Raw genomic sequence first — 9213 nt, 5'->3', positions numbered from 1 at the left:
CCTGCTGTGGAGCCCCGACCCGGCGACGTACCTGGCCTTCTGGGCCGGCCATGCCGTGGCCGCAGCGCCCACCGCCGCGCTCGGCTGGAAGCTGCTGCCCGCGCCTTTACAACGGCCCCGGCGCTGGTCGCTGGCTTTGACCTACACCGTGGCCTTGATGATGCCCGTGCTTGGGGTCTTGGGCGTGGTGCTGGCCGCCTGGTTGGCCCACGCCTTGCCCGCGCGCGTGCGCCGCCGCGACCATCTGCGCGAAGCCCCCTCGCTGGAGGTCTTTGCCGTCAGCCTGGACATCGAGAATGCCCCCGACGAGCTGCCGGCCGGTCAAGTCGCCCGCATGGCACGCGACCCGGCCCGCGCGCGCGCGCAGCGCATCCGCGCTGTGCTGGCGCTGCGCGAGATGGCCCCGCGCGTGGCGGTGCCCACTTTGCGCGCACTGCTGGCCGACCCTGACGAGGAAATCCGCCTGCTGGCCTACAGCATCGTCGAGGTCTGGGAGCGCGAGCTCACCGCCAAACTGCAAAGCGCCCAGCGTGAGTTGCAGACCCTGCGCGCCCAAGGCGCCCATGGCCCGGTGCTCGCCCGTGCGGCGCAGCAGGTGGCCGAGCTGCAACTCGAGTTCGTCTACCAGGGGCTGGCACAAGGCGATTTGCGCGACTTCACGATGGATCAAGCCAAGACCTATTGCCGCATCGCACTGGAAGCCGCCCCCGAAGAACCCAGCCTGCTCATGATGCACCTGCGGCTGAGCCTGGCCCAAGGCGCGCACCGCGAGGCGCGCGAGATGCTGCTGCGGCTGCGCGCCACCGACGCCAGCCCGACCATGTGGCGGCCCTATGCCGCGGAACTGGCCTGGCAAGAACGGCGCTACCACGACGTGCGCGAGGTGTTGCGCCCGATGCACGCCGACCAGGTGGCCCCCCGGCTGCGCCCGGTGGTGCGGGTGTGGTCCCGTTCCGACGGTGGACAACCCAGCGTCTCGCGGCCCGCCCCCTTGACCGATGCGAGCCCTGCGCAGCCGCTCAGCGACATCACCGAGGCCCTCGTATGAGCCGCCCCCCCGTCGATCGCGTGCCTGCGCCGGATGAGCGCATCGACGTGATGCTGCTGCTGGAAGGCACCTACCCTTATGTGTCCGGTGGCGTGTCCAGCTGGGTGCATCAAATCGTCAGTGGATTTGCCGATCGGCGCTTTCACATCGTGTTCATCGGATCGCGCCCTGAAGATTACGGTGCGCCGCGCTACCAGATGCCCGCCAACGTGGTGGGCTTGACCCACCACTACCTCTTTGCCGAATCGGCACTGCCGGCGCCCAAGGAATGGCGTGGCCAGCGCCGCACGGCCGAGGTCGTCGAGCGGCTGCATGAGGAGCTGCGCCGCAAGCAAGATGCCAGTGCGCGCGCCGAGCTGCTGGCGCGCAGCCTCAAGCTCATGCGCGAAGACATGACACTGTCGTACCTCCTGCACTCGCACGAGGCCTGGCGGTACTTGACCGAACAGTACCAGCTGCGCTGCACCGATCCGTCCTTCGTCGATTACTTCTGGACGGTGCGCACCATGCACACCCCGCTGTGGACCTTGGCCGATTTGGCCGAGCGGCTGCCGCCGGCGCAGGTCTATCACACGGTGTCCACCGGCTACGCCGGCTATCTGGGCGCCGTGCTGGCGCGTCGCCACAACCGGCCGCTGGTGTTGTCCGAGCACGGCATCTACACCAAAGAGCGACGCATCGATCTGTTTTCAGCGCAATGGATCAGCGACAACCTGCCAGTGCTCGAACGCAGCGCAGGACAAACCGGCTACTTCCGCGAGCTTTGGATCCGCATGTTCGAGTCGCTGGGCCAGATGTGCTATGACGCGGCCGATCCGGTCATCGCTTTGTATGAGGCCAACCGCCAGCGACAAGTCGCCGATGGAGCCGACCCCCGCACCACCTGCAACATCGCCAATGGCATCAATGTCGGTCCGTTCGCGGCCACCCGCGCGCAACGGCCGGACACGCCGCCGCCGGTGATGTGCCTGATCGGCCGTGTCGTGCCGATCAAGGATGTCAAAACCTTCATCCGCGCCGTGCGCGTGGCCAGCAACCGCGTGCCCGGGCTGCAAGGCTGGATCGCCGGCCCCGAAGACGAGAATCCCGATTACGCCCGCGAGTGCCGCGAACTGGTGCGCAGCCTCGAGCTGGAAGACAAGGTGAAGTTTCTCGGCTTTCAAAAGCTGGTGGAGCTGATGCCCCGCATCGGGCTGGTGGTGCTGTCGTCGATCAGTGAAGCCCTGCCGCTGGTGTTGTTGGAAGGCTATGCCGCCGGCGTGCCGGCCGTCACCACCGACGTGGGTTCGTGCCGACAGTTGATCTATGGACTGGGCGCGGAGGACCAAGCCCTGGGAGCCGCCGGCGAAGTGGTCGGCATCGCCGATGCACAAGCGCTGGGCATGGCATGCGCACGGCTGCTCGGCGACCCCGCCAGCTACCGCAAAGCGCAGGCCGCCGGCATTGCGCGGGTGGAGCGCTACTACACCCAACCACTGATGTTCGACAAGTACCGCCTGGTCTACGAAGACGCCCTGGCGCGCAGCCGCTGCCGCGCACAAGGGCAGGCCGACCCCGTGGGTCGGGTGGCGGCCATCTTGCGCGGTGACGCCCCCTGGCCGGGGCAAGAAGGAGCCGCCTGATGGCCGGCATCGGCTTCGAACTGCGCAAGCTGCTGCGCACCGAGTCTTACCTCGGGCTGCTGAGGGCCTACACCTACGCCTCCATCATCAGCTCCGGGCCCTGGGTGTTTTCCATCGTCGGCCTCATCGCCATCGGCGTGTTGTCGCTGGGCACGGTCTATCCCGACGCCCTGATCGTGCAGTTCCAGGTGACGGTCACCTACCTCATCATGGGCTCACTCGTCTTCACTGGCGGGCTGCAACTGGCCTTCACCCGCTGGGTGGCCGATCGCTTGTTCGAAAAACGGCCCGAGGTCGTCGTGCCCAACTTCCTGGGCGTCACCTTGGTGACCACGGCGCTCAGCGGCACCCTGGCCTGGGGCGTAGCGTGGTTCGGCTTTCGCGAGGCCAGCCATCTGTATCGCGTGTTGCTGGTCAGCGGTTTTGCGCTGCTCAACAACATCTGGGTGGCCACGGTCTTGCTCTCGGGTTTGAAGCAGTACCGCTCGATTCTGTGGCTGTACGGCGGCGGCTACGGCTTGTCGGTCGGCTTGGCCTGGGCCCTGCGCCCGCTGGGCATGGAAGGCCTGTTCGCCGGCTTTCTGGGCGGGCAGTTCGCGCTGTGGTTCGGCATGGTGGCGCTGATCCTGCGCAATTTCCCGCTGCGCGAGCCGATGTCGCTGGCGTGCTTGGGCCGGCGTCAGATGTACCCCGAGCTGCTCCTGGCCGGTCTGTTCTACAACCTGGGCGTGTGGATCGACAAGCTGGTGTTTTGGTGGTCCGAGCCGACGTCTCAGCACATCATCGGCTGGTTGCGCGCTTCGGTGATCTACGACTTGCCGGTGTTCCTCGCGTACTTGTGCGTGATCCCCGGCATGGGCATCTTCCTGGTCAAATTCGAGACCGACTTCGTGGAGTGGTACGACAAGTTCTACAACGCCGTGCGCGAGGGCGGCTCCCTGCACGACATCGCCCACTACCACGATCGGATGCAAGAGACCGTGCGCGAAGGCTTGTACCAGATCATGAAGGTACAGACGATCACCTTGCTGGCCGTCTACACCTTCGTGCCGTCGCTGTTCGATTGGATCGGCATCAGCGATTTGTACATCCCGCTGTTCCTCGTCCAGGCAGCCGCTGCCAGCTTCCAGGTCATGCTGCTGGCCGTGCTCAACGTGCTGTACTACCTCGACAGACGCCGCGAAGTGGTCGCCGTCACGGCGAGCTTGACCGTGCTCAACCTCGTGCTGTCGCGTTGGTCGATCGAACTGGGGGCCGAGTTCTTCGGCTACGGGCTGGCGCTGGCGCTGCTGGGCGCACTGCTTTTGGGTCTGAGTTTGGTGCAGCGGCTGTTCCGCAAGCTGGAGTACCAGACCTTCATGCTGCAATGATGCAGCGCTCAGCCCTCCAGCGGCAGTCCGACGTAGTTCTCGGCCAGGGCGGTGGATGCCGCGCGTGAGCCCACGAGGTAGTCGAGTTCGGCTTCCTGGATCTTGCGGCCGAAGTCACCGTTGTCGGGAAAATGGTGCAGCAGGCTCGTCATGTACCAGGAGAAGCGCTCGGCCTTCCACACGCGGCGCAGGCATTTGTCGGAGTAGTGGTCGATGCCGGCGCGGCTGCGCTCCTGGTAGTACTCGATGAAGGCCCGCGAGAGGTAGCCCACGTCGGAGGCGGCCAGGTTCAGGCCCTTGGCCCCGGTGGGCGGCACGATGTGGGCCGCATCGCCGGCCAGGAACAGGCGGCCGAAGCGCATGGGCTCGGCCACAAAGCTGCGCAGCGGGGCGATGCTCTTCTCGATCGAAGGGCCGGTGACCAGCGACTGCGCAGCTTGCGGGTCCAGCCGGCGGCGCAGCTCGTCCCAGAAGCGCTCGTCGCTCCAGTCCTCGACCTTCTCGCCCAGCGGCACCTGCACGTAGTGGCGGCTGCGCGTGGGGCTGCGCATGCTGCACAGCGCAAAGCCGCGTTCGTGGTGGGTGTAGATCAGTTCGTCACTGACCGGCGGGGTGTCCGACAGGATGCCCAGCCAGCCGAAGGGGTAGACACGCTCGAACGTCTGGATCGCGCCCTTGGGCACGCTGGCGCGGCTTGCGCCATGGTAGCCGTCGCAGCCGGCGATGAAGTCGCACTCGATCTCGTGCGTGGCGCCGTCCTTTTCGTAGCGCACACGCGGATGCTCGGTGTCGAAGTCGTGCAGGCTGACGTTGGCGGCCTCGTACACCGTGGTCAGGCCCTCGGCACGGCGGGCGTCCATCAGGTCGCGGGTGATCTCGGTCTGGCCATAGACCCTCACCGACTTGCCGCCGGTCAAGCCGGTGAGGTCGATGCGATGGCGTGCACCCTTGAAGCTGAGCTCGATGCCGTGGTGCACCAGGCCTTCGCGGTGCATGCGCTGCCCCACCCCGGCCTGGTCCAGCAGGTCCTGGGTGACCTGCTCGATGATGCCAGCGCGGATGCGGCCGAGCACGTAGTCGGGGCTGCGCTGCTCCAGGATGACGGCGTCGATGCCGGCCCGGTACAGCAACTGGCCCAGCAGCAGGCCCGAGGGGCCGGCGCCGATGATGGCAACTTGCACGCGCATGGCAGCTCTCCTGGCAGGTCGAGGCGGGTTGATTTGTCTCAAGCTTAGTGAGGCCTTGCCGGGGGTGAAATGGACGGGGCGGACAATCACTTGCACAATCCGAACATCCTCGCCCGCTCCAAACATGGCCACCCGGGTTCCCACCTACGCGCTCTACGGCGAGCACGACCAGCCCCTGATCCCCGAGAGCCTGCATGTCGAGTCGATCGCCGAGCGCAGCCGGCTCTACGACTGGGAGATCCGGCCTCATCGGCATGATCTTTTCGCACAGATCCTGAGCCTGCGCACCGGGCGGGGCGAGGTGGTGTTCGACGACGAGCGGCGGCCCTATGTGGCGCCGTGCGTGGTTTTTGTGCCGGCACTGACGGTGCACGGCTTTCGTTTCTCGAGCGACACCGACGGTGTCATCGTGACCGTGGTGGCCCAGCGCCTGCAGGCCCTGCTGCAGGCCGAGCCGGCTCTGGAGGCGCGGCTGGCGCGTGCGCAGTGCCTCAGTTTCGAGCCGCAGGCCCCGACCTTCGTGGCGCTGGACGAGGCGGTGCGCACGCTGACCGCCGAGGCCCAGGGGCACGCCCCCTGGCGCATGACGGCCCTCACGGCCGCGCTGGGCATGGTGCTGGTGCGCCTGGGCCGGGCCCTGGAGGCCGCCGGCGCACACGGTGCCCAGCCGCCCTCGCGCAGCCTGCAGCATGTGCAGCGCTTCCGTGCGCTGGTGGAACAGCACTACCGGGCGCAGCACCCCTTGTCGTTCTATGCCGAGCAACTGGGCATCACCACCACCCAGCTCAACCGCGTATGCCGCGAGGTGCTGCGCACCTCGGCCCTGGGCGCCTTGCACGAGCGGCTGCTGCTGGAGGCCAAGCGCGACCTCGCCTACACGCAGCTCAGCGTGAAGGAGATCGCTTGGACCCTGGGTTTTGCCGATGCGGCGTATTTCACGCGCTTTTTCACGCAACACACCGGCTGGCCGCCGCGGCGCTTCCGCGAACTGGCCCGGCACCAGCTCGCGGGCCGGGAGTCCCGACTCAGCGGGGAATCTCGACCCGCACGCGGCGCGGACTGATCGCCGGCTGCGGGAAGTCCTTCATCGCGGCCTCGAAGAGCGTGCCCCGCACCGCCTCGTCGGCCCAGCGGCCATCGTGGCGGGCGCTGGTCTCGTACAGCACCCGCTGCGTGCGCGCGTCGCGGATCAGCACCGAAACGTCCTGCACGTAGTAGGGCTGCGGGGCGTAGAAGCTCAGGCCCAGGCTGGCACCCCGGTAGTAACGCCCGCCGTAGAACAAGCCCGTGTTCCAGCCCCAGGGATAGGGGTCGTCCCAGGGCGCCCGGTCATAGCGGGTCAGACGGCTGGCCACCTGGATCACATACTCCGGCGTCGTGCCGGGCGCAGCCAGCGTGAAACCTGCCTTTTGCAGCGCCGGCAACGCGGCGGCCTCCACGGCATCCTGCCGGGCAGCCTGGGCCTGCTGGGAGGGCAGGCGCTCGAAGTGGAAGCGGCCGGGAGCCTGGCCGGAGGGCCACTGCGAGTGGCTGTTCACGTCGCTTTCGATCAGACGCATGCCGGCGCAGCCGCTCAAGAGCAGCAACGCGGCCATCGCCCACCCTGTCATCCAACGCATCGGTCGTCTCCCTGCCGCCGGCAGCGGGCGGCTCAACGGTCCAACTGCAAACTCACCACCGCAGCGGACGGCGCAGCGCAGTCCTCATCCTCGTCGAAGGCCTTGTCGCCCCCGGCGTCGGCCACGCCGGTGGGTTGGAGGCTGGCAAAGGGATAGAGGTTCCGGTCCATCAGGTGCGAGGGCACGACCGTCTGTAACGCCGAGAACATGTTCTCGATGCGGCCGGGGTACTTCTTCTGCCATTCGCGCAGCATCGCGCCCACCTGCTTGCGCTGCAGGTTCTCCTGGCTGCCGCACAGGTCGCAGGGAATGATCGGGAACTGGCGGTGCTCGGCCCAGGCGGCCAGGTCGTGCTCGGGCACGTAGGCCAGCGGGCGGATCACGATGTGCTTGCCGTCGTCGCTCACCAGCTTGGGCGGCATGCCCTTGAGCTTGCCGCCGAAAAACATGTTGAGGAAGAAGGTCTGCAGCATGTCGTCGCGGTGGTGGCCCAGGGCGATCTTGGTGGCCCCCAGCTCGCCCGCCACGCGGTAGAGGATGCCGCGGCGCAGGCGTGAGCACAGGCTGCAGGTGGTCTTGCCCTCGGGGATGAGGCGCTTGACGATGGAGTAGGTGTCCTGCTCCTCGATGTGGAAGTCCACGCCGCGGCTCTTCAGGTACTCGGGCAACACATGCGCCGGAAAGCCTGGCTGTTTCTGGTCGAGGTTGACGGCCACCAGGTCGAAGTGCACCGGGGCGCGCTGCCTCAAGTTGATCAGGATGTCGAGCAGGGCATGGCTGTCCTTGCCGCCGGACATGCACACCATGACCTTGTCGCCGGGCTCGATCATGTTGAAGTCAGCGATCGCCTGGCCCACCAGGCGGTGCAGGCGCTTGCTGAGCTTGTTGGCCTCGAAGGCGCGCTTGTCGGCCGTCTTGCCGCCGTGGCGCTCGTCCAGCACGGTGCTCATGCCATCTCCTTCACCCGGAACACCTCCACCCCCACGGCATCGCAATCCGGATAGACATCGGGTTTCTCGGTCGACACCCGCGCGGCCTTGACCTGGGGGTGGGCCATCATCAGTTCGATCACGTCGTCGCACAAGGTTTCCTGCAGGTGGATGTGTCCTTGTGCGACCCGCTTGGCGATCGTGCGGCGGATGAAATCATAGTCGACCACCTCCTCCAGCCGGTCGGCCTTGGGCGTGGTGGTCGACAGCGGAACGTACAGCTCCACATTGATCAACACCCGCTGCTCGCCGCGCTTTTCGAAGTCGTGCACGCCGATGTTGATCCAGACCTCGTAGTTGCGCAGGAAGAGCCGGCGGCAGTCCATCAGGCTCGGATGGTTCAGCAGGGATTGCATGTCATTCCTTGGGGAAGTCCTGGCCCTGGCGCGCGATGAACATCACGTCGCGCGGCTGGGCGCTCAGGTGCTGGCCGCCGTCGACCAGCAAGGTGGTGCCCGTGATTGCCGGCGACTGCAGCACGAAGCGCACAGCCTGGGCGATGTCCTCGGGCGTGGACGAGCGCTGCAGCGGCGTCATGCGGAACGAGGCGGCAAACTCGGCGTCGTTCATCGGGCCCGAGGGCAGGGTCACGCCCGGGGCCACGCCCACCACACGCACCGCAGGTGCCAGGGCCTGGGCGAGCAGCGTGGTGGCCGACTCCAGCGCCGCCTTGGACAGCGTGTAGGCGAAGTAGTCGGGGTTGGGGTTCCACAGCTTCTGGTCGAGCAGGTTGACCACGCAGCCGCGCCGGCCGCCAGCGCCCAGGTGTCGCGCCAGCGCCTGGGCCAGCACCACCGGAGCAGCGGTGTTGACACGCCAGTGGCGCTCCATCGAGGCAAAGCCGGTGCTCAGCGCGTCGTCGTACTCGAAGAGCGAGGCGTTGTTGACCACCGCGTCGAGCCGCCCGAGCGCGGCCACCGCCTGCGGCACCAGGGCCCGGCAGGCGGCCTCGTCGGCCAGGTCCGCGGCCAGCACGGCCACGCGCGCACCGGCGCCGCGGCACTGGGCGGCCGCCCGCTCGGCGTCGGACGCTGAAGTGCGGTGATGCAGCGCAATGTCCCAGCCCTGCGCCGCCAGATCACTGGCGATCGCCCGGCCCAGGCGCCGCGCCGCGCCGGTGATCAGGACCACGGGACGCGAGGCATCGGCAGGGGACTTCGGGGGCTTTGGAGAAGCGGACATGGACGGCTACCTACAATGCCGCGATGCAGACCAACGAACCCGTCAGTGTAGCGGCCGCCCTGTCCGAGCGCCTGCGCCAGGCCATCGCGACCGACGGGGGCTGGTGGAGCTTCGACCGTTTCATGGCCGCGGCCCTGTACACCCCGGGGCTGGGCTACTACGCGAACGGCCGCCGCACCTTCGGGCTCCTGCCGGG

General features: G+C 67.5%; 9 protein-coding genes. 4 read left to right on the top strand and 5 right to left on the bottom strand.

What is annotated here, in order from left to right; all coding sequences use genetic code 11:
• The 3 genes from ACK42S_RS07220 to pelG all read left to right on the top strand — a co-directional run.
• A partial coding sequence (locus ACK42S_RS07220) for a hypothetical protein (RefSeq protein ID WP_409704972.1) occupies positions 1-1048 on the top strand: 1048 nt, incomplete at its 5' end.
• Complete coding sequence (gene pelF, locus ACK42S_RS07215) at positions 1045-2670, top strand: GT4 family glycosyltransferase PelF (RefSeq protein WP_409704970.1); 1626 nt, start codon at positions 1045-1047, stop codon at positions 2668-2670. The genes ACK42S_RS07220 and pelF, both read left to right, overlap by 4 nt.
• Positions 2670-4040: an exopolysaccharide Pel transporter PelG gene (gene pelG, locus ACK42S_RS07210; RefSeq protein ID WP_409704968.1), complete on the top strand. Its 1371-nt coding sequence runs from the start codon at positions 2670-2672 to the stop codon at positions 4038-4040. Before pelF ends, pelG begins: the two co-directional genes overlap by 1 nt.
• An 8-nt stretch (positions 4041-4048) precedes the next feature.
• On the opposite strand, the gene pobA is transcribed toward pelG, so the two are convergent.
• Positions 4049-5227, bottom strand: a complete 1179-nt coding sequence (gene pobA / locus ACK42S_RS07205) for a 4-hydroxybenzoate 3-monooxygenase (RefSeq protein ID WP_409704966.1) — start codon at positions 5225-5227, stop codon at positions 4049-4051.
• A 124-nt stretch (positions 5228-5351) separates the two neighbouring features.
• Here pobA and ACK42S_RS07200 point away from each other — a divergent pair, with 124 nt between their 5' ends.
• Positions 5352-6290 (top strand): helix-turn-helix domain-containing protein, encoded by a 939-nt coding sequence (locus tag ACK42S_RS07200; RefSeq protein WP_409704964.1) that lies wholly within the window; start codon positions 5352-5354, stop codon positions 6288-6290.
• Here ACK42S_RS07200 and ACK42S_RS07195 read toward each other — a convergent pair.
• From ACK42S_RS07195 to ACK42S_RS07180, 4 genes are read right to left on the bottom strand one after another with little or no spacing between them, the layout of a single operon-like run.
• Positions 6253-6846 (bottom strand): DUF4136 domain-containing protein, encoded by a 594-nt coding sequence (locus ACK42S_RS07195; RefSeq protein WP_409704962.1) that lies wholly within the window; start codon positions 6844-6846, stop codon positions 6253-6255. The genes ACK42S_RS07200 and ACK42S_RS07195 overlap by 38 nt on opposite strands.
• Before the next feature lie 32 nt (positions 6847-6878).
• Positions 6879-7796, bottom strand: coding sequence for a tRNA 2-thiocytidine(32) synthetase TtcA (ttcA, locus tag ACK42S_RS07190; RefSeq protein ID WP_409704960.1), 918 nt, complete (start codon positions 7794-7796; stop codon positions 6879-6881).
• On the bottom strand, positions 7793-8191 hold the full coding sequence (locus tag ACK42S_RS07185; RefSeq protein WP_409660100.1) for a dihydroneopterin aldolase: 399 nt from the start codon (positions 8189-8191) through the stop codon (positions 7793-7795). Before ACK42S_RS07185 ends, ttcA begins: the two co-directional genes overlap by 4 nt.
• A gap of 1 nt (position 8192) precedes the next feature.
• On the bottom strand, positions 8193-9017 hold the full coding sequence (locus ACK42S_RS07180) for an SDR family oxidoreductase (RefSeq protein ID WP_409704958.1): 825 nt from the start codon (positions 9015-9017) through the stop codon (positions 8193-8195).
• Between the last annotated feature and the right edge of the window lie 196 nt (positions 9018-9213).

The organism is Caldimonas sp. (assembly GCF_046289365.1).
Taxonomy (GTDB): Bacteria; Pseudomonadota; Gammaproteobacteria; order Burkholderiales; family Burkholderiaceae_C; genus Caldimonas.
Note: the sequence above shows the minus strand (reverse complement) of the source record. Positions and strands in the feature narration are given on the sequence as shown.

Coding starts and splice junctions, on each gene's coding strand:
- pelG (WP_409704968.1), top strand. CDS start 2,670: ATGGCCGGCATCGGCTTCGAACTGCGCAAGCTGCTGCGCACCGAGTCT.
- ACK42S_RS07185 (WP_409660100.1), bottom strand. CDS start 8,191: ATGCAATCCCTGCTGAACCATCCGAGCCTGATGGACTGCCGCCGGCTC.
- pobA (WP_409704966.1), bottom strand. CDS start 5,227: ATGCGCGTGCAAGTTGCCATCATCGGCGCCGGCCCCTCGGGCCTGCTG.
- ACK42S_RS07180 (WP_409704958.1), bottom strand. CDS start 9,017: ATGTCCGCTTCTCCAAAGCCCCCGAAGTCCCCTGCCGATGCCTCGCGT.
- ACK42S_RS07195 (WP_409704962.1), bottom strand. CDS start 6,846: ATGCGTTGGATGACAGGGTGGGCGATGGCCGCGTTGCTGCTCTTGAGC.
- ttcA (WP_409704960.1), bottom strand. CDS start 7,796: ATGAGCACCGTGCTGGACGAGCGCCACGGCGGCAAGACGGCCGACAAG.
- pelF (WP_409704970.1), top strand. CDS start 1,045: ATGAGCCGCCCCCCCGTCGATCGCGTGCCTGCGCCGGATGAGCGCATC.
- ACK42S_RS07200 (WP_409704964.1), top strand. CDS start 5,352: ATGGCCACCCGGGTTCCCACCTACGCGCTCTACGGCGAGCACGACCAG.